Annotated in this window: 27 protein-coding genes; 11 read left to right on the top strand and 16 right to left on the bottom strand. The window is 60.0% G+C overall.

What is annotated here, in order from left to right; genetic code table 11:
- The first annotated feature begins 133 nt into the window (after positions 1-133).
- Positions 134-1,363, top strand: coding sequence for a VWA domain-containing protein (locus tag DHV10_RS05165; RefSeq protein WP_109485195.1), 1,230 nt, complete (start codon positions 134-136; stop codon positions 1,361-1,363).
- 103 nt (positions 1,364-1,466) lie between these two features.
- Here the strand turns inward: DHV10_RS05165 and DHV10_RS26895 are convergent, their stop codons facing one another.
- The gene (locus DHV10_RS26895) at positions 1,467-1,856 is read right to left on the bottom strand and encodes a hypothetical protein (protein ID WP_162601204.1); all 390 of its coding nucleotides are present in this window, start codon (positions 1,854-1,856) and stop codon (positions 1,467-1,469) included.
- A 300-nt stretch (positions 1,857-2,156) separates the two neighbouring features.
- Between DHV10_RS26895 and DHV10_RS05155 the strand changes: the two genes are divergently transcribed.
- The gene (locus DHV10_RS05155; protein WP_109485193.1) at positions 2,157-2,528 is read left to right on the top strand and encodes a HesB/IscA family protein; all 372 of its coding nucleotides are present in this window, start codon (positions 2,157-2,159) and stop codon (positions 2,526-2,528) included.
- Positions 2,529-2,610: 82 nt separating this feature from the next.
- On the opposite strand, the gene DHV10_RS05150 is transcribed toward DHV10_RS05155, so the two are convergent.
- From DHV10_RS05150 to DHV10_RS05120, 7 genes are all read right to left on the bottom strand, one after another.
- On the bottom strand, positions 2,611-3,558 hold the full coding sequence (locus DHV10_RS05150) for a type II secretion system protein (protein WP_162601203.1): 948 nt from the start codon (positions 3,556-3,558) through the stop codon (positions 2,611-2,613).
- A 191-nt stretch (positions 3,559-3,749) separates the two neighbouring features.
- Positions 3,750-4,364, bottom strand: a complete 615-nt coding sequence (locus tag DHV10_RS05145; protein ID WP_109485191.1) for a hypothetical protein — start codon at positions 4,362-4,364, stop codon at positions 3,750-3,752.
- A gap of 1 nt (position 4,365) precedes the next feature.
- Positions 4,366-5,001 carry a GspMb/PilO family protein gene (locus tag DHV10_RS05140; protein ID WP_109485190.1) on the bottom strand — a complete coding sequence of 212 codons (636 nt, stop codon included), beginning with the start codon at positions 4,999-5,001 and terminating at the stop codon, positions 4,366-4,368.
- The gene (locus DHV10_RS05135; protein ID WP_109485189.1) at positions 4,998-5,720 is read right to left on the bottom strand and encodes a PilN domain-containing protein; all 723 of its coding nucleotides are present in this window, start codon (positions 5,718-5,720) and stop codon (positions 4,998-5,000) included. The genes DHV10_RS05140 and DHV10_RS05135 overlap by 4 nt, the downstream gene beginning before the upstream one ends.
- Before the next feature lies 1 nt (position 5,721).
- On the bottom strand, positions 5,722-6,636 hold the full coding sequence (locus tag DHV10_RS05130) for a type IV pilus biogenesis protein PilM (protein ID WP_109485188.1): 915 nt from the start codon (positions 6,634-6,636) through the stop codon (positions 5,722-5,724).
- Positions 6,636-8,279 carry a GspE/PulE family protein gene (locus DHV10_RS05125; protein WP_109485187.1) on the bottom strand — a complete coding sequence of 548 codons (1,644 nt, stop codon included), beginning with the start codon at positions 8,277-8,279 and terminating at the stop codon, positions 6,636-6,638. Before DHV10_RS05125 ends, DHV10_RS05130 begins: the two co-directional genes overlap by 1 nt.
- A 9-nt stretch (positions 8,280-8,288) precedes the next feature.
- Positions 8,289-9,494, bottom strand: a complete 1,206-nt coding sequence (locus DHV10_RS05120; RefSeq protein ID WP_109485186.1) for a type II secretion system F family protein — start codon at positions 9,492-9,494, stop codon at positions 8,289-8,291.
- 215 nt (positions 9,495-9,709) lie between these two features.
- Here DHV10_RS05120 and DHV10_RS05115 point away from each other — a divergent pair, with 215 nt between their 5' ends.
- The 4 genes from DHV10_RS05115 (at position 9,710) to DHV10_RS05100 (ending at position 13,817) form a co-directional block, all read left to right on the top strand.
- Positions 9,710-11,134, top strand: coding sequence for a CapA family protein (locus DHV10_RS05115; protein ID WP_162601202.1), 1,425 nt, complete (start codon positions 9,710-9,712; stop codon positions 11,132-11,134).
- Positions 11,134-11,526 carry a DUF3224 domain-containing protein gene (locus DHV10_RS05110; RefSeq protein WP_109485184.1) on the top strand — a complete coding sequence of 131 codons (393 nt, stop codon included), beginning with the start codon at positions 11,134-11,136 and terminating at the stop codon, positions 11,524-11,526. The genes DHV10_RS05115 and DHV10_RS05110 overlap by 1 nt, the downstream gene beginning before the upstream one ends.
- Positions 11,527-11,685: 159 nt before the next feature.
- Positions 11,686-12,075, top strand: a complete 390-nt coding sequence (locus DHV10_RS05105) for a BlaI/MecI/CopY family transcriptional regulator (protein ID WP_109485183.1) — start codon at positions 11,686-11,688, stop codon at positions 12,073-12,075.
- The gene (locus DHV10_RS05100) at positions 12,072-13,817 is read left to right on the top strand and encodes a M56 family metallopeptidase (RefSeq protein ID WP_109485182.1); all 1,746 of its coding nucleotides are present in this window, start codon (positions 12,072-12,074) and stop codon (positions 13,815-13,817) included. The genes DHV10_RS05105 and DHV10_RS05100 overlap by 4 nt, the downstream gene beginning before the upstream one ends.
- 51 nt (positions 13,818-13,868) lie before the next feature.
- Here DHV10_RS05100 and DHV10_RS05095 read toward each other — a convergent pair whose 3' ends face one another.
- The 5 genes from DHV10_RS05095 to DHV10_RS05075 all read right to left on the bottom strand — a co-directional run bounded on the left by DHV10_RS05095 (position 13,869) and on the right by DHV10_RS05075 (position 18,166).
- On the bottom strand, positions 13,869-15,965 hold the full coding sequence (locus DHV10_RS05095; protein WP_109485181.1) for a S9 family peptidase: 2,097 nt from the start codon (positions 15,963-15,965) through the stop codon (positions 13,869-13,871).
- A gap of 143 nt (positions 15,966-16,108) precedes the next feature.
- A complete protein-coding gene (locus DHV10_RS05090) occupies positions 16,109-16,789 on the bottom strand; it encodes a DinB family protein (RefSeq protein ID WP_109485180.1) in 681 nt (226 codons plus the stop codon).
- A gap of 82 nt (positions 16,790-16,871) precedes the next feature.
- Positions 16,872-17,339: an LIC_13387 family protein gene (locus DHV10_RS05085; RefSeq protein ID WP_109485179.1), complete on the bottom strand. Its 468-nt coding sequence runs from the start codon at positions 17,337-17,339 to the stop codon at positions 16,872-16,874.
- A 40-nt stretch (positions 17,340-17,379) separates the two neighbouring features.
- Positions 17,380-17,895: an SRPBCC family protein gene (locus DHV10_RS05080; protein WP_109485178.1), complete on the bottom strand. Its 516-nt coding sequence runs from the start codon at positions 17,893-17,895 to the stop codon at positions 17,380-17,382.
- Positions 17,855-18,166, bottom strand: a complete 312-nt coding sequence (locus tag DHV10_RS05075) for an ArsR/SmtB family transcription factor (protein WP_109485720.1) — start codon at positions 18,164-18,166, stop codon at positions 17,855-17,857. The genes DHV10_RS05080 and DHV10_RS05075 overlap by 41 nt, the downstream gene beginning before the upstream one ends.
- A 128-nt stretch (positions 18,167-18,294) precedes the next feature.
- Between DHV10_RS05075 and DHV10_RS05070 the strand changes: the two genes are divergently transcribed.
- The 4 genes from DHV10_RS05070 (at position 18,295) to DHV10_RS05055 (ending at position 21,414) form a co-directional block, all read left to right on the top strand.
- Entirely contained in the window at positions 18,295-18,648 is a 354-nt protein-coding gene (locus tag DHV10_RS05070) for a hypothetical protein (RefSeq protein WP_162601201.1), read from the top strand.
- A 93-nt stretch (positions 18,649-18,741) separates the two neighbouring features.
- Positions 18,742-19,161, top strand: a complete 420-nt coding sequence (locus DHV10_RS05065; protein WP_109485176.1) for a hypothetical protein — start codon at positions 18,742-18,744, stop codon at positions 19,159-19,161.
- On the top strand, positions 19,145-19,708 hold the full coding sequence (locus DHV10_RS05060; RefSeq protein ID WP_109485175.1) for a C39 family peptidase: 564 nt from the start codon (positions 19,145-19,147) through the stop codon (positions 19,706-19,708). Before DHV10_RS05065 ends, DHV10_RS05060 begins: the two co-directional genes overlap by 17 nt.
- On the top strand, positions 19,708-21,414 hold the full coding sequence (locus DHV10_RS05055; RefSeq protein WP_162601200.1) for a tetratricopeptide repeat protein: 1,707 nt from the start codon (positions 19,708-19,710) through the stop codon (positions 21,412-21,414). Before DHV10_RS05060 ends, DHV10_RS05055 begins: the two co-directional genes overlap by 1 nt.
- Positions 21,415-21,433: 19 nt before the next feature.
- Here the strand turns inward: DHV10_RS05055 and DHV10_RS05050 are convergent, their stop codons facing one another.
- Genes DHV10_RS05050 through DHV10_RS05040 form a run of 3 tightly spaced genes read right to left on the bottom strand, consistent with a single transcriptional unit; the run spans position 21,434 to position 24,084 of the window.
- On the bottom strand, positions 21,434-22,345 hold the full coding sequence (locus DHV10_RS05050) for a metallophosphoesterase (RefSeq protein ID WP_109485173.1): 912 nt from the start codon (positions 22,343-22,345) through the stop codon (positions 21,434-21,436).
- Between the two features lie 14 nt (positions 22,346-22,359).
- Positions 22,360-22,941, bottom strand: coding sequence for a hypothetical protein (locus DHV10_RS05045; RefSeq protein WP_109485172.1), 582 nt, complete (start codon positions 22,939-22,941; stop codon positions 22,360-22,362).
- A gap of 24 nt (positions 22,942-22,965) precedes the next feature.
- Positions 22,966-24,084, bottom strand: coding sequence for a phospholipase D-like domain-containing protein (locus tag DHV10_RS05040; RefSeq protein WP_239461289.1), 1,119 nt, complete (start codon positions 24,082-24,084; stop codon positions 22,966-22,968).
- A 150-nt stretch (positions 24,085-24,234) separates the two neighbouring features.
- Between DHV10_RS05040 and DHV10_RS05035 the strand changes: the two genes are divergently transcribed.
- Positions 24,235-25,263 (top strand): hypothetical protein, encoded by a 1,029-nt coding sequence (locus DHV10_RS05035; RefSeq protein ID WP_109485170.1) that lies wholly within the window; start codon positions 24,235-24,237, stop codon positions 25,261-25,263.
- Positions 25,264-25,266: the final 3 nt, after the last annotated feature.

The raw sequence follows: 25,266 nt of genomic DNA, 5'->3' as shown, positions 1-25,266 counted from the left end.
GTTTACCCCGATCCCGGCAGCGCGATGCACTAAGGTTTTGACGCCCGAGGCTGCAGGTCGTTTCAGTGCTGTACGTGTTTCACTTGCCGGTTTGCCTGGGCTATCCCCTATGCTGTGAACATCAGAGGTCGTCATGTCAACGATTCGTCTGCACCAGACTTTCCGGTTGCGTTTTGAAGCTTTTCTTCTGCTCAGTGCTTTGGCGTTAGCTCCGCTCGGGGTAGCTCAGAGCACACCGCAGCAGAATCCTCCGGCTCAGCAGCCAGGACAACAGCCGGCTCAGCAGCCCGACCAGACTACGCCGGATGCGGGCGGTCCGGGAGGAGAGAATGGGCCCATCGCCTTGCCCAAGAAGAAGGACAAGACGGAAGAGCCGCCACCTCCGGCGCCCGCCCAGCCGAAGTTCAAGAATCCCGAGGGAGCCGGGGACTACTCGCTGCGCGTCGAGATTCCCGAGGTGACGGTGGACGTGGGCGTGCTGCTCGAGAAGACGGGACAGTTTGTTCCGGGGCTGAAGCCGAATAACTTCAAGGTGTACGAAGACGGTGTCGAACAGAAGGTGACGGGGTTCAAGCGGGTCGAAGCGCCGATCACGGCTCTGATGCTGTGCGAGTTTTCGTCGTCGTTCAACTACTACAACTACTACTTCCTGCGCGATATGCAGAATGCGGCATGGGCGTTTGCACAGCAGCTGAGGCCGCAGGATTATGTGGCGCTGATGACGTTTGATATGCGCACGCAGATCTGGCTGGACTTTACGCAGGACAAGCGGCAACTGCTGAACGCGATTCAGTCGCTGGTGATTCCTGGGTTCAGCGAAAAGAATCTTTTCGATGCGCTCTATGAAGCGGAGGACCGGCTGAGCCGGATCGAGGGGCGGAAGTACATCATCCTGATTGCTTCAGGGCGTGACACGTTCTCGAAGATCACGCTGGATAAGATCTACCAGAAGGTGAAGAGCACGCCCGATATCACGATCTTCGCGATCTCGACTGGCGGCAATCTGCGTGCCCAGACGGAAGGCGGGCCAGGGTTCGGCCAGCAGATGCGGGACATCGATTATTTGCAGGCGGACAACGAGATGAAGACCTTCGCCAAGTACACGGGCGGAATGTGGTTCAGCCCACGGTTTGAGGGCGAGATGCCGGAAATCTTCTCGTCGATCAATGCCGCGATCCGGTCGAAGTATGAGCTGGTCTATCACCCGAGCAATCGCAAGCAAGATGGGAGCTATCGCAAGCTGCGGGTGGAACTGGTGGATGATGAAGGCAAGCCGCTGAAGATGCAGGACGAGAAGAAGAAGCAGCTCAAGTACGACATCATTGCCCGGGACGGGTACAGGGCGAAGCAGGAAGTGGAGTAGGGCAGGGACTAGGGACTAGGGACTAGGGACGGTGGATGAGAGACTAGGGACTGGGGATTAGGGAGTGAGTAGTGAATAGGTAACAGAGATCAGTGGTCAGTGGTCAGAACTGACAAACGGCAGCCGATTGGCTGCCGTTTGTTTTGCTGAGGGAGGGCAGGCAGGTTAGATGCTGAAGAGGTTTTTGTACATGTCGATGGCGAAGTAGACGATGACGAAGAGGGTGGCGGCGCCAGCGAGGAACTCGGAGCCTTCTGACCAGAGGCTGCACTTTTTCAACCCTGGCGGCGATGGCGGCCTGAGCCGCTTTCTGCTCGTTGAAGGAGTCGTCAAGGAAGAGCTGATCTTCCTCGTCGCGGGCGAGGCGGGACCGATACAGAAGCATGATGGTCATGAAGACGACGGTCAGGATCCAGACGGATAACATGATCGGAAAGAATGTCATTTGCTGCACCTCCAGTGAGCTTTCTCCACCCTTTGCTTTGATCTGCATGTGAGCCGCCGCTGGGGTGGTTTACGGGGGAATCATAGCCCCGAAGGAGCGAGTACTTTCGTGACACCAATCACAGGGTTTAGGGGGCTGAGGGCGCGCATGGAGCGCGGTTGGGCGGCTCTGGCGGGAGTTGAAGGAACTGGGGTTACGAGCGGCTCAGGAGGCGGCGAAAGAGGGAGTTTATACGCGACCATTCCAGGGGTAGATACATCCAATGGACTGTTATGCCTCAGAAGGCCTTGAAGCCACGGGGGCATGGAAGTAAAGTAAAAGCAGGGTGACACCCACCCAGGAGAAGATATGGCAACGACCACAGCAACCCCAGCGCAGGAAACCGAAAAGAAAGCCCCTCTCACGCTGTCCGATGCGGCAATCGCCAAGGTGCGGGAGATCATGGCTACCCAGGATCCGCTTCCTGCCGGTCTGCGCATTGGCGTGGTGGGCGGCGGCTGCTCGGGATTCCAGTATTCGATGGCCTTCGAGAACCAGGCCGGCATGATGGATAAGGTGTTCAAGTTCGACGACCTGAAGGTGTTTGTCGACGCGACTTCGCTGATGTACCTGAACGGGTGCACGGTGGACTATGTGGAGACGCTGGAGGCGGCTGGGTTCAAGTTTGAGAATCCCCAGGTGAAGAGCACCTGTGGCTGCGGATCGTCGTTCAGCGTGTAAGAGGCAGGGATTAGGGAACAGGGATCAGGGATTAAAGAGAAGCCCGTCCACATGGACGGGCTTTTTTGCGTCTGGGTGCGCGTTACTGCTGAGGGTTTGGGGCTGACGGGTTCGTCGGGAGAGAGGGTGCATTCGGGGAGGTAGGTCCAGGCGAGGAGGGGTTTGTTCCGGCGCCGGTGCCGGTGCCGTTTCCTATTCCGCCGAGCGGGGTGGTGGGGTTGCCGGGATTGATCCCGTTGAGGCCGGTGCCTCCTGCCATCTGCTGCTGGTCTGTCAGAGGACTGTAGAGGAACTCCCACTCGTTGTAGTGGTTTTTCTTTTTGAGGACCAGGATGGATTGCTTGGGGCTCTGGGGCGAAAAGCCGACGATGCCTGCGCCGCCGAAGGTCTGGCCGGAACCGGCGGGGTTGCTGGTTCCGAAGGCAGAGCCGGAGGCGCCGGGGGTTCCGGGCTGACCGGGTGTGCCTGTGGTTCCCGAAGCCGATCCGGTCTGGCCGTTTTGAGAGTTCGGGTCGGTTCCGCCGGCGGGGGTGGTGGATCCAGAGCTGCCGAACGATGAGCCGGAACCAGAGTTGAAGAGGCCGTTGCCGCCGGTCGCGGAGCCCTGGCCGGTGAGGTTGCCGCCGCTGGGGCCGATGCCTCCGCCGACCGCGGCTGCGAGGGGCTGGCCGAAGAAGCCCATCGCGATGGGAGTCTTGTTCTGGCCGTACATGATGGGCTTCCACTCGTCTTTGCCGGTGGTGGGATCGATGTACTTCTTGCGGAGGAAGCGGATCTCGTTGGTTTTGACGAGGGCGTCGATGCTGGGCGGGTAGGCGTGGAATTTGCGGTAGTAGAGCTGGATGGCGCGGACGTATTGCTTGCCGCGTTCCATGGTCTCCTCGTCGCGGTCGCGCTGGATGCTCTGGCGGACTTTGGGAATGGCGACGGAGAGGGAGAGGATGAGGATGGCCATCATGAAGATGACGGCGACGAGCATGTAGCCGTCTTCGGAGGGCTTTTTGCGGCGAGATGGAGAAGGTTGGGTCATGGTGCAAGGGCTTAAAGCCCGGTCAATTTAGTTCCGGTTTTCGGCACGGCTGAAGTCGTGCCCTGACGCTTCTTGTATTCGCCGCGTTGGTTTGGACGATGTTGCATGTTGTTTGCAGGGGCTGAAGCCCCCAGCAATTTAGTTCTGGCGTTCGGCACGGCTGAAGCCGTGCCCTTTCAAAACCGGCCTTCTCAGTTGGCTGACAAGGGGACGGACTGCGTGTTGTTGTAGCCAAGGTCGGTGATCTGAACGGCGCCGGGCATGATGGAGTCGACCTTGTAGCGGTGGTCGACGATGTCTCCGGGGCGCGCCATGAAGATGTCTTCGCCGCGCACGAGGAAGGCGCGGAGCTGCTTGTCGGAGCTCTGCGAGTAGCCGAAGTATTTGAGGTCGATGGCCGGCGGACGCGGCGGCTGAGGAGCCGTTGCCTGCTGGTTTTGCGGGGATGGCCGCGCTGGAGCGACCGGCTTCGGTATCGACACCGGGGCGGATTCGGCGGAGAAGATGTTGCGGCCGGTTCCGGCGTAGACGACATCTTCGCTCTGCGCGAGCTTGTCGAGGTGGAGCGCAGGATCGATGTTAGTGGCGGTGATGCGCTGTGCCTGAGGGCCGGCGGTTGAAGTGGCTGCGGGTGTTCCGGGAGTGCGGCGAGCGGGCACGTTGGCTGTAGCCGGAGGTGTGGTGACGGTGGGGGACGAGCCGAGGCTGTTGTAGAGCTCGTATCCGCCTACGCCGACGATGACTGCGGCAAGAGCGATGACGGTGTAGACCTGACGCTTGTTTTCAAGACCGAGAGGGATGGCCATGTTATTCGCCCTCCTGCGCTGCGGGAAGAGCGTTGGCCGGCGGTTCAGCCGGAGTCGGAGGGAGGCCGCTGGGCACGTCGGAGGGCCGGAGCCAGGTGGAGAGACGCAGGCGGAGATTGACCATGCCGCCCTGCTGGCCGGTGAAGGACATGGCGCGGATCACGAAGAAGGTGTGGCTGCGCTCGAGGCCGTTCACGAAGTGCATGATCTGCTGATACTCGCCTCCGATGCGGGCGTCGAGAGAGATTTCGGTGAGGTTGCCGGTGGTTGCGCCCTGGGTGTACTGCATGCCGGAGATGTGAACGCCGGACTTCACGGCGAGGTCGCCGACCTGCACGGCGATGGAGGAGTAGTTCGCCGGGATGCGCTCGGCGTAGAACTGCTGGATCTGCTTGCGGGAGTCGACGACGCGCTGGTCGATACCACGGAGAGGAGCGGTCTGGACCTCGAGAGTCTTGAGCTCGATCTGGCGGTTGATGAGAGCGTCGTTGGAGCCGGAGGTGGTTGCTGACCAGTCGAGGATGAGGCGCACCGCGAGGAAGAGCACGACGAGCGAAAGAACGCCGACACCAACGTAGTGCAGCGTGAGCGGCGAGGAGAGCTGTTCGCGGGTCGAGGGAGCTTTCTGTGGCGTCATCGCGCGACCCCCCTGTGCGGCTGTACGGGTGCATGCGGCCGGGCCATGCCGGAGTGCGGAGCGCCCGCAGTGGACTCGTCGGCGTTGCCGGTCGTCGTTTTGCTCTTGGGCAGCTTGCGCTGGTCGGCGGGTCCAGGGTTGTAATCGGCGAGGACGTCGTAGTCGAAGCGGTTGGAGGCACTGACGGGCTGTGCCTGCACGTTGGGGCCGCCGGTGGATTCGGCAGTTTCGCCAACGATACGCGGGACGATGAAGTGACGGGAGTGCTCGAGGTTCTGCACGAGCTGCACGTCGCGATCGCGTGGGCCAATCACGCGGATGTGAACGGTGATCTGACCGTTCTTGATGGTGGGTTCGAGAGTCGTCACCTGAACGCCGGCGGGAAGGACGTTCTCTAGGTCTTCCATCGCGAGGGTCCAGGAGAAGGCCTTCTCGTCGAAGAGCTGGTTGAGACTTTCGGACTGCTGGAGGGTGCGGGCGTTTTCCGGCTCGCGCATCACGGACTGATAGCGCTGCTGCTCCGAGCGTAATTGCGAGATTCTGCCGTCGAGGGAATGCTCGCGCTGACGCGCGGCTTCGGCCTTGCCGTGGACGAAGTAAAGTCCCACGAGGAGCAGGACGGCGGCTCCGGCGAGTGCGGCCATCGCGGTGCGCAGGTTCTTGAGCGCCGGTGCGATGTCGGCGAATTGCCGCGACGCAAGATTGATAGTTACGCGCAAGCTATACCGCTCCTGCCAATGCGCCGGTGAGTCCGGCGATGCTCATGTTGGACAAGCTGGTGGCCACGCCGGTTGAGGGGCGAGGCGCCAGATCGATGATGCGCAGTTCCGATGTGCCGAACCAGCGTTCGAATTCAGAAGCAGTGCCGTTCCCGGCAAAGTAGAGCTCCCGGGGCAGCACCGAAACCTTGTCCTCATAATATGCTGCGGCGACGGCGACGCTGCGCTGAACTTCAAGGAGGCGCTGGGCAGGATCTTCCGGGAGGTCGAGGGTTCGATAGAGGAGCAGGTCGTCGCCGCGGGTGATGGAGGTGGTGATGGCCACCTTGCTGAGACAGGCGGCGAGGAGCGGCTGATCGGAGTCAACGGTGGCTAGGGCGGCGAGCGCGGAGGGGATTACCGAGCCGGGCTCGTATCCGGCGGCGCGAACGACGGTCTCGTATTCGTCGAGGATGTTGCTGGGCAGGACGGCGACGAGGACGCGGGCTTCGGTCTTGCTCTGGGTGAGGACCTGGTAGCTGAGGCCGGCGTGTTCCACGTCGAAGGGAACCATCTTGCGCAGGCGGAAACGGAGGACGGGAATGGCTTCGGAGGCCTTGTTGGGGAGAGTATCGAAGTCGAGCACAAAGACGCGGACGGCGGTGTCGGGAATGACGACCGTGACGTAGCGCGTGCTGGGGTTGACCGCGCCAAGGGCATTGCGGATGGCGAGCGATACGGCTTCGGGCGAGGTCATATTGAGCTCGCTGATGCCGGGAACGAGGATGCCGGGACGCAGCGGCTCGAAGGCGAAGACAGGCTCTTCGTGCCTGCCGGCGACGGATGCGGCGATGACTCCCTCGGAGGTCAGCTCGATGGCTGCAGGGGGCCGTTTGCCGTAGGATGCTCCAGCGGGGGTGCTGAGAATGGAACTCACTAGCGCGACGCCTCGATGAATGTGACTTTGTTGATTTCCTTCAGCGTGGTCAGTCCGCGACGAACGCGGTCGAGCGCGGATTCACGCAGAAACGACATGCCTTCTTTCTGAGCGAGCTTGCGGATCTCAGAGGTCGGCTTCTTTTCAAGGATCAGCTCACGGATGGGGTCGGTCAAGTCCAAAAGCTCGTGAATCGCAGTACGGCCTCGATACCCGGTGCCGCCGCACTCGATGCAACCGAGGCCTTCGCGGAAGGTGAAGCCGCGCCATTCGGCGGGATCCATGCCGCTGGCGATGAGAACTTCGTCGGGATAGCTGACGTTGCGCACGCAATGCTCACAGACGGTGCGGACAAGGCGCTGGGCCAGGATGCAGTTCAACGCGGAGACGAAGTTGTAGGCTTCGACGCCCATGTTGAGGAATCGGCCGAGCACGTCTACGACGTTGTTGGCGTGAACGGTGGTGAAGACGAGGTGGCCGGTGAGGGCGGAGTTGATGGCGATCTGGGCGGTTTCCTGGTCGCGGATTTCGCCGACGAGAATCTTGTCGGGGTCGTGCCGCAGGATGGAGCGCAGACCGCGAGCGAAGGTGAGGCCCTTTTTCTCGTTGACGGGGATCTGCGTGATGCCGCGGATCTGGTACTCGACCGGGTCTTCGATGGTGATGATCTTGTCTTCGTCGCTCTTGATTTCGTTGAGGGCGGCGTAAAGGGTGGTTGTCTTACCGGAACCGGTGGGGCCGGTGACGAGCACCATCCCGTAGGGCTCGCGGATGTAGCGGCGGAAGCGGCGGAGGTCTTCTTCGGCAAAGCCCACCACGTCGAGCGTGAGGTGACGAAACTTCTCGCTCATCGATTCTTTGTCGAGTACGCGGAGGACGGCGTTCTCACCATGCACGGTGGGCATGATGGAGACGCGGAAGTCGATGAGGCGGCTCTTATAGCGGACCCGGAAGCGGCCGTCCTGCGGCACGCGGCGTTCGGCGATGTCGAGCTCGCTCATGATTTTGATACGGCTCAGGATGGTGGTGTGGTGCTCGCGCGCGATGGGCGCCATGGCTTCCTGCAGCACGCCGTCAATGCGGTACTTCACGTGAAGCGAGTCGTCGTAGGTCTCGATGTGGATGTCGGAAGCGCGGCGCTCGAGAGCGGTGAAGATGGTGGTGTCGACCAGCCGGATGATGGGGCTGATGTCTTCGTCGCTGGTGAGCTTCTCAATGGAGATGCTCTCGTCTTCAGCGGCATCTTCAGCGCCGACTACGTCGAAAGTAAGGCCTTCGCTGGCTTCGTCGAGTACGCGCTGCGACTGCTCTGTTTTCTTGAGGAGATCGGTGATCTGCGAGAGCGTGGCGACGCGGGCAATGATGCGATGTCCGAGCAGACCGGCGATTTCATCGAGCACCATGAGCCGCGAGGGATCGCTGACGGCGATGACCATGGCATCGGCGAGCTGCTCGATGGGCACGAAGTTGTAGCGGAACATCAGTTCGACGGGAACCGTGCGCAGCAGTTCGTGCTGAATCTTGAAGTTTTTTAAGTCGACGAACTCGGCGCGGTAACGCGCGGCAAGCGCTTCGGCCTGCGCACGTTCATCGAGCCCATTTACCGATTGCCCGATCGGAACCGAGATGGTGGTATCAGCCATATATAAGGATTAACCCTGTCCTCCGCTGGCAGCCGATCCGAGAGAGAAGATCGGCAGGTAAAGCGAGATAAGAATAAAGACGACGACGACGCCCATCACGATGAGAATGGCGGGCTCGATGAGAGAGAGCGCCGCGGTGAGCGCGGTGGCTACGTCTTCCTCGAAGAACTCAGCAACGGAGTTGAGCATCTGGGGGAGCGCGCCGGTTTGCTCGCCGACGGAGATCATTTCCGTGGAGAGGTCGGGGAAGACGCCGGTGTTGGTGAGCGAGTCCGCCAGGCTCTTGCCCTCGCGTACGGTACTGATGGCGCTGCCCACAGCCCTGGATACTTTGCGCGAGGAGATGGAGCGCGCGGCGGTCTCGAGCGAGGGAACAAGCGGGAGGCCGCCGGAGAGCAGGGTGGAGAGCGTTCGCGAGAAGAGAGCTACCTGGTACTTGAGCCAGATTTTGCCGAAGACGGGCAGGCCCACACGGACGGAGTCGACCGTATCGCGGCCCTTGTCGGTGATTGAGTATCGCCATAGCCCGACGACTACGGCGACGAAGGCGAGGAGGATCCAAAGGAAATTACGCTGCGTCCACTTACCGAACGTTAGAAGCCCGACGGTGAGTTCAGGCAGCTTGGAACCCATCTGATCGTAGAGCTGGGCGAACTGCGGGATCACCACGGTGAACATGAAGACAAGCAGTCCGGTGACGATGGTGAGGAGCAGGCCGGGATAGATGAGCGAGGCGGTGAGCTTTTTACGGAAAGTAAGCGAGACGCGCTGGAAGTTGATGTAGCGCTCGAGGACTTCCTGGAGGTTGCCGGAACGCTCGCCTGCCAGCAGGGTGGTGGTGTACATGACCGGAACGCCGGACTGGGCTTCGAATGCCCCGGAAAGCGGTTCGCCGGTTTTTACGCGGTTGGAGACGTCATCGAGCTGGCTGCGGAAGTAGGCGCTCTTCTGGATTTTGGAGAGCATCTGGAGCGAGCCGAGGATGGGCAGGCCGGCGCGGATGAGGGTCAGAAACTGCTGGTTGAAGATGAGGAAGGGCTCAAGCTTGACCTTGCGACGGCCCATGCCGCCGATGCCAGAGCGAGCCTTAACGGAGAAGACGTGGTAGCCGGCATGGGCGAAACGCGCGCGCAGCTCCTCTGCCGTAGAGGCAGTCTGCACCTGCTCCTGAACGCGACCGCGTTCATCCGCTAACTTGATTACGAACTCTGCCATGGGACCGGCTGCCCTGCCTGCTCGCTTTCCTGTTCAAGGGTAACAGTTTCGCTCATATCATAGACGCAGATTGCCCCAGAAGCGTTCGTGTTTAAAGAGCGGCTTTGGGGGCCGGCATGGCTTTGAGGGTACTTAAGTTAGTTTCCGGTGGAAAGAGCCTGTTTTACCGGGGTTATCCTGAAGGTGGCTTAGGGCATAACCCGGAATCTCCCCCAATGAACCGGACCGCAAAATGGAAGTCGGGCGGTGAGGGTTTTCCTCCCGTTCCGGAGAGTAAGGCGACAGCGTGGCTGGGGCTTAGTCCCCAGGCGGCGGCGCTTGCGGTCATCACCCTGCTGGTGCTGGTAATGGCCGGGGCGTATGTGAGCCGGTTGACGGAGCGCCTGCACGGGGCAGCTGCGGCTCCGACGCCCTACCCTCATGAACTGGCTAAGGTAAGCTTCGCGGTGGCGGGGGACGTGATTCCGCATGAACCCGTTCGCGCTTCGGCAGAGGCGGCGGGCGGCGGAGTGCAGGGATGGGGCTCGCTGTTTTCAGACGTGGATGATGTTTTCAAAGGGGTGGACTTCGGGTTTGTGAATCTGGAGACGCCGGTCGCGCCCGCTCACTCGAAGGGATCGAAGCCGTTCATGTTTGACGCGCCGCCGGCGCTGCCGCAGGCGCTGAAAGAGAACGGGATCAAGATTGTTTCGTTTGCCAACAATCACGTGATGGATCAGGGCTGGGCGGGATTCGCGGAGACGCGGGATCACCTGAAGGAGATCGGGCTGCAGTTCGCGGGATCTGGGGACACAGCTGGGCAGAGCTGGGAGCCGCTCGTGGTCGAGGCGAACGGGATCAAAGTCGGGTGGCTGGGCATGACCCGCTGGCTCAATGGGAATCGGAACCCGGACAAAGACGACCAGCCGCATGTGAACTTCTTCCCCTACCCGGGGGAGGGGGGTGGTGCGCCGGGAGCGGATGAGACGCGGGTTCTGGAGGCAGTGAAGTCCGCGAAGACGAAATGCGACCTGCTGGTGATTTCGGTTCATTGGGGGACGGAGTACGCGACGGCGCCGAGGCCGGAGGATGTTGAGCTGGCGCACAAGATGCTGGACGCCGGGGCGGGGCTGATTGTGGGACATCATCCGCATGTGCTGCAGCCGATCGAGACGTACACGACGGCGGACGGGCGCATGGCGGTGATTTTCTACTCTCTGGGAAATTTCCTGTCGAACCAGTCGCGGAATTATGTCGATGGGCTGATGCCGGACAAGGACGGGGATCCGCGGGATTCGATGATCGGGCTGTTTTCGGCGGTGAAGAACGACTACGGGCCAGCGGGCGTGAAGGTGGAACTGGGGCATGTGGGCATGCTGCCCGCATGGGGCGAGAATAATCGCAACGCGATTGCAGCGGGGAAGACAAAGACGCCAAGCATTCATCCGGTGCTGATCGACCGCGAGATACCCAAGGCGCAGGCGCAGTTAGCTGAGCTGAACAAAGCTGCGGATGGAAGAGACATGAGCGCGGAGCAGAAGCAGCAGTTCATCGATCTGAACAAAGAGCTGAAGGTGCTGATGGATCGGCGGTCGCAGATACTGGCACGGACGGGCGATGAGTATCTGATGGATCCGCCGAAACTGCCATCGAAACCCTGATGACGGAAATCAAAAAGCAACGCGCGACGGGGCGTATCGAGGTGACGAACTTCGAGCAGACCCCGAGCGATAGTGGGGGCGCATTCACGATCGCAGAGGCGAGCGTCACCGAGGAGTTTGCGGGCGATCTGGTCGGCGTGGGTTCGATGCGGCTCGTGATGGTGGATGAGACGGGTGGCGCGACGCACTTCACCGGCATGGAGCAGTTTCTTGGAAAGCTCGGAGACCGGTCGGGATCTTTTGTCTTTCAGAATTCGGGCAGGTTGAAAGACGGGGAATTGCAGTCGGAGTGGCGGGTGCTTCCTGGTTCGGGAACTGAGGAGTTGACGGGGCTTTGCGGCGAGGGCGGGTGCACGACGGAGGGGTATTCGTTGGAGTACTGGTTCGAGTAGGTTGGGGTGAGAGGCGTGCAAGCGGGCGGCGCCTGCCAAGCGCAAACCAGTTTGCAAAATAGATATGTTTCGGCGTCGACACTGGATCGCTGCGCAGGATCACGCTTGACGGAAAAACTACAACGTGTAGTAGTATCTACTCACTGCGTAGGTGAGATGATGAGCCGTCCGAAACTTTCAAAGCTTGAACTTCAGATCATGGAGATTCTCTGGGATCGGGGGCCATGCTCTGTGCGCGAAGTCCAGGAGTCATTTGCTCCGTCGAAGCGGCCCGCTTACACCACTGTGCAGACCATCATGTACCGGCTGCTTGACGCAAAAAAGGCCGTTCGAATCGTAAAGAAGATCAGCAATGCGAATATTTTCGAAGCTGCTGTCTCTCGCGACGATGCAGGACGCCATTTGATGGACGATGCGCTGGCGTTCTTTGGCGGGCGGACGAAGCCTGTGATGGCTCACCTAGTCGAGTCGGGAAAACTGACGATTGAAGACCTGAAGGAAGCCGAGGAAGCAATTCGACGGCTGACGAAGCAAGGAGGCCGGCGATGATCAGCGCGATTGCAAATCATATCTGGCAATCCACCTTGTTCGCGTGCGTCATTGGGTATGTTTCGTTCCTGCTCAGGAACAACGGCGCGGCGGTGCGGTACCGGCTCTGGCTCGTCGCGTCCGTCAAGTTCCTGGTGCCTTTTTCCTTACTGATCGCTTTCGGCGGTCAATTCGAGTTGCACGGGAATCGACCAGCCGAACCTCCGCAATTGCATGCAATCGAGCAGGTGCGGCTGCCGCTGGCGGTGCTGGCTTCTCCGGCTCGCTCGTCGGAGCTTAGATCGTCAGATTCTCTGGCGGATATATTGTTCGCTCTCTGGCTCTGCGGGTTCGTGGTCAGCAGCGTCTCAACACTGCGGCGTTGGCGGCAGGTGCGCTCGCTTGTTCGCAACTCGATTACGTTTTCTCTTGGTCTCCCGATATCAGTCGTTTTCAGTCGTTCACGTGTTGAGCCGGGAGTGTGCGGCGTCTTTCGGCCCGTCTTTTTGCTTCCTCAGGGTCTGCGAGAACGTCTGAGTTCCGCACAATTTGAATCAATCGTTGCGCATGAACTGGAGCACGTGCGCAGGCGCGATAATCTCACCTACTCGATCCATCTGATTGTTGAAGCTCTCTTGTGGTTCTACCCACCTGTTTATTGGATTGGAAAACGCCTGATTCACGAGCGCGAACGCGCCTGCGATGAGGCAGTGCTTCGGCAGGGGTGCGATGCACGGGTGTACGCCGAAGCAATCGTCGGGGTCTGTCGCTTCTCTCTCAGAGTGTCGCCCGTATGTGTCTCCGGAGTGTCCGGCGCCGATCTCAAAAAGAGACTGGAGTCGATCGTGCTGATGCGTATCGGCCAACGAATGAGTCTGCGCCAACGATTGCTGTTGTTTGCTGCTGGGAGTGCGGCAATGCTTGTACCACTTGGCGTCGGACTGGTTGATCCATCTCTCTCTGCGGCCCAGGAGGCGGACAAGCCCATTCCTCAACTGATCGCAACCTCTGCTCTGCCGCAGTTCGAAGTGGCTTCGATCAAGCCGAGTTCCCCCGGCGCGAATCTGAAAGTTGACTTTGCGCCTGGCGGGAAGCTGTACATCACGAACGCGACGCTGCGATTCCTGATCAAGGTTGCTTACGATATAGGCGACGATCAGCTGGCAGGCGGCCCCAAATGGGTTGGCGCGAAACGGTTCGACGTGGCCGCAATTCCGGATATTCCGGTTGGCGGAGATCCGACGAACATGGCGCCCGACCAGATGCTCATCTTTCACAAACCGACCCGGCTTCGGCTGCAGCGGTTGCTGGCGGATCGCTTTCAACTGGAGCTTCGCAAAGAATCAACGCCGATGCCGGTCTTTGCACTTGCTGTTGCGAGTGGCGGTCCGAAAAATCTCGTACCTTCGAAGAAAGATAGCGACCAGCAGCTGAATGCGATGGCATCGAATGGTCAGTTCAACGCCGCTGGGGTTGATATGGCGACGCTTGCGAAGTTTCTTTCGGAAGGCCAAACGGGCAGACCTGTCGTGGACAAGACGGGGCTTGGCGGGCGCTTTGATTTTCATCTGTCATGGACGCCGGAGAACACGCAGCCAGCCGCGCCGGGTAGCAGCAGTTCTGCGAGTCAGCAACCCGCCTATGCGCAGGACCCGTCTATCTTTTCGGCCCTTCAGCAGCAACTGGGGCTGAAGCTCGTTCCAGAGACGAGTCAGGCCGAGCGACTGGTTGTTGTGAGAGCCGACTTGCCGTCTGCGAACTGAGCGAGAGGTGCGGCAGGCGGAGTGCCCGGGCTGCTAGCATCTCCACGATGTCTAGACCGCTCCGAGCTCCCGCAGAAGGAAGGCGTAGTCGAATGCGATTTCCTTCAGGTAGTCGTAGCGGCCGCTGGCTCCGCCGTGGCCCGCTTCCATGTTGGTGACGAGGAGCAGGGGATTGCCGTCGGTCTTGAGCGTGCGGAGTTTGGCGACGTACTTCGCGGGTTCCCAATACATGACCTGGCTGTCGTTGAGAGAGGTCTTCACCAGCATCGCCGGATACTCTGCCGCCTTGAGGTTGTCATAGGGCGAGTAGCTCAGCATGTAATGAAAGAATTCTTGCTGGTTGGGATCGCCCCATTCTTCGTATTCGGGAACGGTGAGCGGCAGCGAGGCGTCGAGCATGGTGTTCATTACGTCGACGAATGGGACGTGAGAGAGCACCACGCGAAAAAGATCCGGGCGAAGGTTGGTGACTGCGCCCATGAGCAGACCGCCCGCTGATCCGCCTTCGATGGCTACGCGTGCGCGGTCGCCGTATCCCTCAGTGGTGAGGTGTTCGACGGCGGCGACGAAGTCAGTGAATGTGTTGCGCTTGACGAGCATCTTGCCCGCGTCGTGCCAGGGTTTGCCGAGATCGCCTCCGCCGCGGATGTGGGCGTAAGCCATCACGATTCCGCGATCGAGGAGAGCGAGGCGGTTCGCGCTAAAACCGAGCGGGAGGGAATAGCCGTAGGATCCGTAGCCGTAGACATAGAGGGGGCTGCGGCCGTTCTTCTGGAATTTGTCGCGGCGGTAGACGAGCGATATGGGAACCTGAACGCCATCGGCGGCCGTTGCGGAGACGCGCTCACTGGCATAGAGTGCGCGGTCGAAGCCGCCGGGAACTTCCTGCTGCTTGAGCAGCGTGGATTGGCGCGCGTCAATGTCGTATTCGAAGACTGAACCGGGAGTGACGAGCGACTGATAGCCGTAGCGGAAGAGCGTCGTTTCCCAGATGCGGTTGATGCCCGGCGACGCGTTGTAGGCAGGCTCAGGGAATGAGATTTCGGCGGCGCGTTCTGCTTCAGGATCGTCGCTCTGGAACCGCCACATGCGCAGGCGGGGCAGGCCATCTTCGCGTTCGCATGCGACGAAGAAACTGGCGAAGAGATCGACGTCTTCCAGCATCACCGTGTCGCGGTGCGGAATGCGTTCCGTCCAGTTCTCGCGTTCGGGTGTCTCGACAGGCGCAGTGACGAGGCGGAAGTTGCGGCCGCGATGGTTGGTGCGGATGAATAGCTGGCCGTTGCGGTGGTCGATGTAGTACTCGTGCTCGTCTTCGCGCGGGGCAATGACGCGGAAGGTGCCTGTTGGGTCGTCGGCAGCGAGGATGTGGCACTCTGTGGTGGTGTGGCTCGCGGACTCGAGCACAAGATACTTCCCATCGCGCGTGCGGCCGACGCCGATGTTGAAGCGCTCATCATCGTCCTGGTAGACGAGCGCATCGTCTGAGTAGGACGTGTGGAGGGCGTGTCGATATAGCTGGAACTGCCGTTTCTGTTCTTCGTCTTCGACGGTGTAAAAGAGGGTCGTGTTGTCGGAGGCCCAGGTCAGGGAGCCGACGCGATCGCGTGGACCGGGGCTGGGCGGATCGGGAAGAGTTTCGCCGGTTTCGAGATCCTTGATGTGCAGTGCGTACTGACGAAAGCCGGTGACGTCGGTGGTGTATGCAAGCCAGCGGCCGTCGTCGGAGATGTCGGTGGCGCCGATGGAGAAGAACGCCTGACCCTGGGCGAGTTGGTTGCCATCGAGGATGATCTCTTCGGGTCCTTCGGGGGCGGTCTCGGAGCCGCGCTTGCGACAGAAGATGGAGTACTGCTTGCCTTCTTCAGTGCGTGCGTAATACCACCAGTCGCCTTCGCGGTAGGGAACTGATTCGTCGGTCTGCTTGATGTGGCTCAGCATCTCGCTGTAGAGCTGGTCGCGCAGGGGAGCGAGATCGGCGGTGAGCGCATCGGAGTAGGCGTTTTCAGCCTTGAGATACTCGGTGACTTCGGCGCTGTCCTTGTCGCGGAGCCAGGCATATTCGTCAACGAGGGTGACACCATGGAGTTTGGTTTCGCGGCGATCTTTGCGGGCAACCGGAGCACTGGGGGGAGTTCGGTCGATCATAGCTTGCTTTAGTGTAGAAGACCCGCGCGAGGGAACAGGGCCAGGAGGGCGCGAGAATACTGCGTTTGAGCGACCCCGTACGGATCGCGCGAATGAAGCTGTGCGATCCGTGATCGTGCAGGGTCCAGCTTGGTGCGATCTTGCTATTGACCGGAGGAGCCGCCGGATTTAGCGCCGGGGAGCCGCTTGCGCAGAAGCGCGATCTGGCCGGTGTGATGGGCTTCGTGTTCGCAGACGTGGAACCACTTGCAGAGATTGTTGGTGGGTCCCCAGGGCCAGCCTTTGTCGGCGGCGAGGAACCATGCGTCGTCTTTCTTCTTGAACTCCGCTAGTGTCTTTTCGCGAACCTCGTGCAGGATGCCGACGTAGTACTCGCGATCGTGACCTTTGATGGTGGCTCTGCCGGCGTCGCCGAGGCTCATGGCCGGGTCCCACTTCTTCTTGATTTCTTCGGACCAGGAATCCCACGCCATGCCGTCGAAGGTATTCAACTGGTAGTAGGTTTCGGTGGCGGCAAGGTGGAGCATGAGAGCGCCGATGGAGTTCGCATCTTTATCGAACAGGTAGTCGAGATCGTTCTGCGACAGCTTTTCCGTTGCGTGCAGAACGCCGTTCATTTCGCGCATCCAGGTGAGCTGAGAGACGAACGTGCCGATCTGGGGGGAATAGCCGGGAAGAGGTCCGAGCATGTCAGGGCCGGTTGGAGCCTTATCTGAGGCTGCGATGGCTGCGGCGGGAGAGAGTGCGCTGACGGCAAGCGTTGCCGCACCGCTGAGAAAAGATCTGCGCGAGGGGTGCTTGCGGGGAAGGGTGAAGGAACTCATGGCAGAGACTACCTCCAGAGAAGACGCTTCAGGGATGCTGGCAGTCTACACGAGCCGCGGCGCACCTTGTCGCGCGAATGTGCTATGGCTGCACGGTCTTCAGCGGAGCGGAGTTTGCGTGCGATTCACGAGCGTCCACCGGCTTCGCGGTGACGATGGCTGCGATCAGGCTGGCGACGATGAGCACTTCGGCGACGACTGGGGCTGGGAAGAAGAACATGTAGGAATTGACGGCGAATGCGAGGTAGGCAAGCGCGAAGACAGCGATAAGAGGACGCAGGCGGGAAGCATCGGTCTTCGCCATGGAGGCGAGAATCCACAAGAGGAGCGCGTCGGCTGTGAGGAAGATGGTGATGCCGAGCCCCAAGCCGAGGTAAAAGTCCGCATAGCTCCGCGTCACGCCGAAGACCGGGAATTGCGTGCGCATGTGTGCGGCGACGGCAGAGGCGACTCCCGGCGCGGGTTTGCCGAATACCCCTCCGACGGTGTGCAGAACTGCGTGAATGAGAACGAGCACGGATGCGATGCGCAAAAACAGAACGGGCTTCATGTCTTCTCCTCGTGTGATGGCGGGACCGGGTTGGGGGCCGTCAGGCCGATGCGTCTGGGGTGTCGACGCGCTTTGCGTACTGCTCGAGAATGCTGATCCAGGCGCCGGGTCCATCGAACATCGCGCGCAGCTGTTCGGCTCCCTGGCCATGACGCTCAATTTTGCGGTGTTCAAGCTCAACAAAGGTGCTGTCTCTACCCTGCGCGGTGAAACGGATTTCGACTTCGCTGGCTTTAGCCATATCGGGATCGAACTTCCATTCGGGCTGATCGTGTCCAGGACCGACGTGCCACGAGAAGCAGACCGCATGGGGAGGATCCCAGCGCAGAACGGTTCCCCAGTCGCATTGTTCTCCGGCCACATTGCGTTCATACCAGCGACCGCCGACACGCGGCTCAACGAAGATGGCCTGGAAGGGCGTGTTGCCGATGTGATGCGTGGAGGGCCACCATGTCTCCATCTGCTCGACGAAGATGGAGAAGGCGCGTTCGATCGGCGCTTTCACGGTGATGGTCTTAAGCACTCTTAGGTCGAGTTCTTCTGCGGGATTTGCCATGTTGACCTCTCGGTGGTGCGTCCTGTTCGACGACGCTCTTGAATGTGTTCAGTGCCTTGTTCCACATCTGGTCGAAGTGGGCCCGGAGGCGAGCGACTCCATCGGGATCAAGCTGATAGAGACGCCGGGTTCCATCCCTGATGTCGGTCACGAGTCCTGCTTTTTTGAGAACTTTGAGGTGTTGCGAGACGGCGGGACGCGTGACCGGCATGGTGCGGGCCAGCTCGTTGACAGCCACGGGACCACCGGAGAGCTTCTGGAAAATGGCCATGCGGGTGGAGTCGGCGAGGGCGTCCAATCCGGCTTGAAGGTAAGCGTCCACTAACGGTAAGTTAGCACGAACGGAGTAATGTCAACATGATTTTTGACGGGGATGGCTCGCAAGCCGAAGGGACTAACATGAGTGCCATGCAGGAACGGCGACTGAGCGCGGAATGCGAAGAGTGCGTGGAGAGCATGTTTGGCGCGCCGGAGAGAGAGAGGGTTCGACAGATGCTGATCGAGGAGTGCGGAAACAATCTTCCGTTCTCTGGGGATCTGGATGTTGGGGCTCTGGACCGGTGCCGCTTTGCGGTGCTGAAGCTGAGCGAGGGTGACGGCGAGAAGTTCAGGGCAGCGATCGCGCTGGCGAAGCAGGACTGGAGAGATCTGTTTGTAGCCGCCGGATTTGCGCATGATACGACCGCTCATCGGAGGTGGTATCTGACGCTTAAGGCGAGGAAGGTGCAAAGCAGAGATGCGCAGGGGACTTGATTACGGAGGTATCAGGGATTGAGACCGCTTCGTTTCTGGCATTGAGCATCTTATATGCTTGGTTGAGAAGTAAAAACCTCGAGCGGAGAGTGTATGAAATTTCCCCGAATTTCGACCCTACTGCTGCAGGGCGTTGTTCCTGCGGTTCTGACTGTACTGGTTTCGTATCCGGCAGGCGTGGTTGCGCAGACGACCTCGGCGGAGCACATTGTCACTTCGAAGGCGCTGCAGCAGCAGGTGGAGTCTTCGAGCGCTACGCGCGAAAAGAACGTTCAGACTCTGAAGCAGTTCATGAGCACGCCGGCGGCCGAGAAGGCAATGCGCGATGCGAAGATCGATCCTGTGCAGGTGCAAAGCGCGATACCGACGCTCTCGGACAGCGAGCTTGCGAATTTGTCGTCCAGGGCGAGCGATGCGCAGCAGAAGTTTTCGGCGGGTGCGCTGACGAACAACATGCTGACGCTGATTATCGTGCTGATTGCGGTGATCATCATCGTTGCCATCATTCACTGAGGTGTTTCGCGGATTCATCTTCCTCTGGCTGCTTGGGTGCGTCTCGCTTCTGGCGCAGACTCAAGCAGCCAAGTGGATCGACGTGCCTTTTGTGGCTCAGCCGCGAGAAGGCTGCGGCGCGGCGTCGCTTTCGATGGTGATGCAGTACTGGGCCGGCAAGCAGGGCAAGGCCGCCGGGGCCGACAGCGGCGTGGATGAGATCCAACATCAGCTTTATTCCAAGAGCAAACATGGGATCAAGGCGGAGCAGATGAGTGCGTACCTTCGCCAGCACGGATTTCAGGCGTTTGCGTTTCCCGGCAAGTGGAGCGACATCGAGGAGCAGATCGCAAAGGGACGTCCGCTGATTGTGGCGTTGAGGCCCGAAGGCCAGTCGGAGCTGCATTACGTGGTGATTGACGGCGTGGATTCGGCGCGAGGGCTGGTGACGATGAACGATCCGGCTGTGCGCAAGCTGCTGAACGAGGAGAGATCGCGATTCGAGAAGGAGTGGAGCGCAACCCACAACTGGACGCTGCTGGCGGTGCCCGGGGCAGGATCGCACTAGTGGCTGCACGATGTGCCAGGACGTTCACTTTGCTGTTGCTGTTCCTTTCGGTTGTGGGCTTCGAGGCGGCAGGGCAGTGCGCTTCGGGTGCTTCCGATGCGTCGGCGGTGCATGCGCTTTATTCGCAGCAGAAGTGGGCTGATGTAGTTGCGGCTGCGCACGGGATGCCGGGGCGCACGGCGGATGCGAATTTTGAACTGGGCATGGCGCTGGCTCACCTGCAGAAGTGGGGAGAATCGCGGGCCGCTCTGCTGGCAGGGCGAAGGCAGTGCCCAAAGCAGGCGCGCTTCGATACAGAGCTGGCGGGAGTTGCTTTCCAGCAGAAGAGATATGCGGATGCGGCGCGGTGGATTCGGAAGGCGGTCCGACTGGATCCGAGGGACGAGTACGCGAATGAGTTCGCAGGTACGGTCTACCTGCTGATGGGGAACCTTGAAGCGGCGCTCAAATATTGGAACAGGATCAAGAAGCCGCAGATCGAGCAACTGCAGTTTGATGTGAACGTGAAAACCGGGCGGGTGCTGCTGGAGCGGGCGTTTGTGTTTTCGCCGCAGGCGATGATGCGGCGGGATCAGCTGCTCGACACGCAGGCGCGGCTGAATGCGATGGGGGTTTTTCCGGCATACAGCATCAGGCTGGACGCGCGGGAGGGCGGCAAGTTCGATGCCCAGTTTCATGGGATGGAGCGCAATGGGTTTGGAAACGGGTGGCTGCAGTCGGTTGTGTCGGTGTTTTCAGGCCTTCCGTATGAGACGGTGTACCCAAGTTACTTCAATCTTGCTGGGTCTGCAACGAACATCGATTCGCTGGTGAGGTGGGACGGGCAGAAGCGGCGGTTGTGGGTGTCGATGTCGGGACCGTGGCACTCTCTGCCGCAATGGCGATGGGAGATTGCGGCTGACGGGCGCGATGAGAACTGGTCGATTCGGAGGTCCTTCACGGGTTCGGCGCCCGAACTGGGAGCGTTCAAGCTGAAGAGAGAGGTTGCGAGCGCGAATCTGACTTCGATCACAAGCGGTCGAATGCAGTGGAGTTCTGGAGCGGAGGTATCGCATCGGACATACACGCATGTGTCGAGTGGAACAACGTTGAATGGAGAGCTGGCTTCGCCGGGGTGGGAGATCAAGCATCTTGCGAGCGTTAACGCGCGGTTGCTGGATGTGCCGGAGCATCGGTTGACTGTAGGCGGCTCAGCGAGTTCTGAACTGGGACGTTTGTGGCAGGGCCGGTCGCGGACGTTTGAGAAGGCGCAGGGAGGAGCGACGCTCCACTGGATGCCTGAGGCGGAAGGGGACAAGTGGGAGATTGCGCAGCGAGTGCGAGGCGGAGGTATCGCGGGATCGGCACCTTTCGACGAGCTATGGATGATCGGCGTGGAGCGCGACAACGACCTTTGGCTGCGAGGGCATATCGGAACGCGAGGCGGCAAGAAAGGAAGCGCGCCGATGGCGGATCGATACTTTCTATCGAACACGGATGTGTACCGCAAGGTGTGGGGCAACGGGCTGGTGAGCATCAAGGCCGGCCCTCTGCTGGACATTGCACGTGCGGCGGGGCCGACGCCTGAGCTTGCGCCACGCAAATGGTTGATCGATGTGGGCGCGGAGGTTAAGCTTTCGGTTCTGGGAACCGGAGTGGTGTTGACGTACGGACGTGATCTGCGCAGCGGCAGCAATGCATTTTACGGCTCGGTAGCACAGCCCTGAGCGCCTGTTGAGGCTGCGGCTATTTCTGCTTGCTGTTCTGCAGGGTGAGCTGGCCGGAGTCGACGGTTGCTCCGGAGCGAGCGATGGTCTGGAAGTAGAGCTGGTCGCCGTCGACCTCAACAAGCATGAAGGTGCGGTCGGTGTCGAAGCCAACCTGATCGATGTCGCATGAGCCGCGGATGTTGTGATAGCGAAGCTCGCCTGAATCGCCCTCGAGGAAGAAGTAGATGCCCTGCTGCGGCTTGATGCGCTCGTAGACATGCTCGTGGCCGCTCCACACGACGTTGACGCCGTATTTCGTGAACAGGGGCATGAGCTCATTGCGCAGATCGACATCAGGGCCGTGGTATTTGGCGCAGGTGTAGAGCGGGTGATGGAAGTAGGCGATCTTCCATTTGGCTGATGAGCCTTTGAGTTTTCCTTCGAGCCATGAGAGCTGCTGGGGCGTCATGTAGTTGCTGTCGAGGACAAAGAAGTCGACGTTCTTCTTGCCGAAGGTGTAATAGTGGTTGCCGCCCATGTTGTAGGGCTTGTAGTTGATTTCGATCTCCGCATCGTCGTGATTGCCCAGGGATGCGTAGAACTTGACGCCTTCGTCGAGGAGGGCCTTGTACGGCTGCTCGAATTTGACTTCGAAATCGTGGGGCGAGTGGCCGCCGTAGATGTTGTCGCCATCCATGGTGACGAAGTCGAACTTCACTTTGATCCAGTACTGCTGCATCTGCTTGGCAACATCGAGTTCAGGAGCCTCGCCAGTACCGTTGTCTCCGATGACAGCCCAGCGCACCGAGCCGTCTTTCAGCGGAAGACGGACGTCTGGCGTGCTGGAGGGGAGAGGTGCGGATTTGGGAGGAGTCTCGTCGCCGGGCAGACCGGGATAGAGAGCGAGGAGCAGCGGAAGGATCAGGATTTGGGCGAAGCGAATCGGCATGTGCGGCTTTTTCTTCACTGAAGAGCGTTGGGCAGATAGTCAACCACCATGTTGGCGGCGGAGTCGCGCAACGCCAACGTCTTTCCTGCAATGCAATATTCCAATCCTCTGGGGAGTTCAGGCAAGACTTTCAGGACAGTGGGCGGGACGGACTGGATTGGCTGGCCATTCTGGTTCGGGAATTCGGCATTGACCTTGAACTTGGCAGGCGCGCCGGGTTCGGCGTGGTCAAGGCTCGTCTTGATCTTCTTCCCTTCAGGGCCGTTGAGAAGCTTGAGCAGGACCTTGCGGAAGACAGCTGCGGCGTCCGGGGTGAAGTAGTCGCCTTGCTGCGCGTTGGGGCGCGATTGCTGAACGGCGTCGCGGAGCTGCTTGCGCTGTTGTTGAAGTTTTGCGACGTCGGAGGTGGGCTTCATCTGTGCCTGCGCGAGCATGTGCTCTTTGCTGACGTAGTCCTTGGCTTTTTTTGAGAAGTCGGAGAGGAGCTTGCGGTCGGAGGCCGAAGTCGCGGCTTGTTGCGCGTGGGAGGGCAGGACCGGTAAGGCGAAGAGGGCGGATGCGAGAAGCGAGACTTTTAGAAAACGAGCAGTTGTCATTGGGCGGCCCTCCGTTCTCCGTTCTCAATCGGCCTTCTGGTTTGGCTTGCTGCTTTCTTCAGCGGCTGCTGTGACGACGACTTCTTTCAGGGCTTCTTTGACGGCGCCTTGCACCTGCTCCTGAAATGCTTCGCGCACGGTTTCCGCGACTTCATCCGGTTCGAACGGGGTGGGGTCCTTGGTGTCGATCACTTTCTCCAGAACCTGTTCGACGATGGGCTTGATGGCAATCTGCTTTGCAACGACCTTGGCGACTTTCCTGGCGGGGACGACGAGGGCGGAGACCAACTTTGAATCCTCGACGACGGGCTCGGCGCGCTTCCAGTCCTTCTCGAAGATCGATTCCATCTCCTTGACGATCTTTTTGTCTTTGAAGATGACACCGACTTCCCGGCGAGCTTCCAGCTCGAGCTTGCGGAGGCTCTGGCTGCCGAGGAAGGCGGAGCTTCCATCGCGAAGCATGGCTCGGAGGTGCAGGCGCGTTGGGAGGCGGCGTACGGGAATGGTTCCGCTCTTCGCTGAGGCGCGCGACAGCACGCGAACTTCAACGCCGGAGGAGATTTTCTTGTTGATCAACTTAACGAAGTCGTTGTCGCTGATCTTCATCTCGTAGATGAGCAGGCGCTTTTTGGTGGCCGCGATGAACTCGGTGAGACTTTTGCGCGCGTTGACAGGACTGACGACCAGATCGTCTTTCACCTTGGTGTAGCGGCGGCGCTTGGAATCGCATTCGAAGAGGCGGATGGCTTCTTTGACCGTGCTTTTTTTGGTGATGGCGAGACCGAAGGATCGGCTGAGATCGATGTCCATGTGGGTGTAGTTGAACCCGAGGACATAGAGCACCTTTTCGTCGATGATGAAGATCTTGCCGTGATAGCGGACGAGATCGTCGGCCGTGCGCGTGACGGTGACGCCTTGCGCGAGGAGGCGCATCTCAAGCCGGCGGAGATTTTTCTCTTCGCCCTGGTTGGTGTGGGCGATGAGCGCCTGTACCGTAACACCGCGCCCGACGGCTTCGACAAGTGCTTTCTCGATCTCGACGCGGTCGAAGCGGAAGATGAGGATGCGGATGTTCTTTTTTGCTTTCTTGAGGGCCTGGATGATGGGCTTGATGCCGTCATCCGGCTGTATGAGCAGCTTCACTCGATCTCTCCTGGGGAACGCTGCAACAACATGCAACAGGTACGTAATGAAGAAGATGCGAACTGAGAATCAATGGATGTACGGGCAGCGCGGGCGGTCACTTCGTGCTTCTAAGTAGAAGAAGCCTCGAGCCGCAAGGAGTGTGTACGCATGAAGTGGAACCGCATTGTGCTGGTGTGGGCGCTTGTCGCCGGCCTGCTGACCCAGAGTATTTCGATCGTCGGTCAGGAGATCGGAAGCGGCAAGCATGATCAAGCGAAGTCTGTGGACCGCGAGCGGCTGCACAATCCGGCTCTCTGGCACGATCCGGGAAAGATTGCGGAGCTCGATCTGCTCAATGGACAAGGCGGCAAGGACAAGCGGCCGGTGGCTCCATTCAAGTTTGAGTCGGAGGATATGCACGGCACGAACCCGAAGTTCAACGTGCGCGACGCGAGCGGGACCAAGTGGCGCGTAAAGCTGGGCGATGAGGCGCGGCCTGAGGTGACTGCTTCGAGGCTGCTTTGGGCGGTGGGCTACTTCGTGAACGACGACTATGTGCTGGAATCGGCGAAGGTGGATGGGCTGCAGCTAACGCGGGGAGCGAATATGGCCCCGGATGGCAACGTGGTGGATGCGCGTTTCGAGAGAAAGCCTGAAGCAAGGAAGAAGATTGGGACCTGGCGCTGGAAGGACAATCCATTTAACGGGACCAAAGAGTTCAACGGACTGCGGGTGATGATGGCCGTGATGAACAACTGGGACCTGAAGGATGAGAATAACGCCGTTTACGAAGACAGGGACTCGGGCCGGGATTTATTTCTGACGAGCGATGTGGGCGCGACGTTCGGTACGAATGGGCTGAGCTGGAGCAAGAGCCGTTCGAAGGGCGACGTGGATACGTTCCGCAAGTCGAAGTTCATTACGCACAAGACGGAAGCCGAGGTGGACTTTGGCACGCCTGCGGCGCCGATGCCGCTGGAAGCAGCGAACGTTAAGGTGTACAAGATGCGGCGCGACCTGGAGTGGATTGGGAAGAAGATTCCGATTGCTGATGCACGCTGGATGGGCTCGCTGCTGAAGCAGTTGAGCCATCAGCAACTCGTTGACGCGTTCCGCGCAGGGCAGTTTCCGGAAGAAGACACGCAGAGGTATGTCGAGGTTGTCGAGAGCCGCATCAAGGAACTCGCCGAACTGTAGCAG

It is taken from the genome of Occallatibacter savannae, assembly GCF_003131205.1.
GTDB lineage: Bacteria > Acidobacteriota > Terriglobia > Terriglobales > Acidobacteriaceae > Telmatobacter > Telmatobacter savannae.
This window is presented reverse-complemented; position numbering and strand designations above follow the sequence as displayed.